Here is a 736-nt window from a genome sequence, read left to right on the forward strand (position 1 = left end):
TTAAACTTTTGGGCTATTCAAAAGAAGAATTTCTTGAAAAAGCAATTTGGGAAATTGGATTTCTCAAAGACATCATTGCCAATAAAGAAAACTTTACTGAATTACAGAAAAAAAGCATCATTCGATATGAAAACTTGCCACTAGAATCTGCTAAGGGAAAAAAGATTTATGTAGAGTTCATTAGTAATCAATATAAAGTAGATAATCATAAAGTAATTCAGTGTTTTATTCGTGATATCACAGAGAAAAAACTGGCAGAAGATATCCTCAATAAAAACAATACAATTTTATAATTTATACACCAGTACCCCAAAAATAATATTTCAAAAAATAGTATCTGTTTATGAAAAATAAAGCAACCCCATCAGAAGCAGACATCCTTCGTCAAGAAGCCGAAGAACAACTTAAAAACAAGTCGATAAAAAAAGTTAAACCTATTTCTGATATCGAAATTCTTAAACTTATTCACGAACTTGAAGTACACCAGATCGAACTCGAAATGCAGCACGATGAACTGCTTTTGGCAAAAAACAAAGCAGTTGCTGCTGCCGAAAAATACACAAATTTATATGATTTTGCTCCCTCTGGATATTTCACACTTTCGAAAGATGCAGAAATTAAGGAACTCAATTTCAAATGTGCAAATTTGTTGGGAAAAGAACGTTCGCTATTATTAAACAAACGTTTTGCCCTTTTTGTGTCTGACCAAACTAGACCAATATTCAATATATTTCTC

General features: G+C 31.2%; 1 protein-coding gene and 1 pseudogene. Both read left to right on the forward strand.

The annotated features are described in order from the left end of the window. Nucleotides 1-293, forward strand: a 293-nt coding sequence (locus EKL98_RS16125; RefSeq protein WP_126563158.1) for a PAS domain S-box protein, incomplete at its 5' end; no start/stop codon positions are given. Between the two features lie 50 nt (nt 294-343). Continuing rightward, nucleotides 344-736, forward strand: a pseudogene (locus EKL98_RS16130) (ATP-binding protein); the annotation flags it as partial.

Source organism: Flavobacterium bomense, assembly GCF_003970355.1.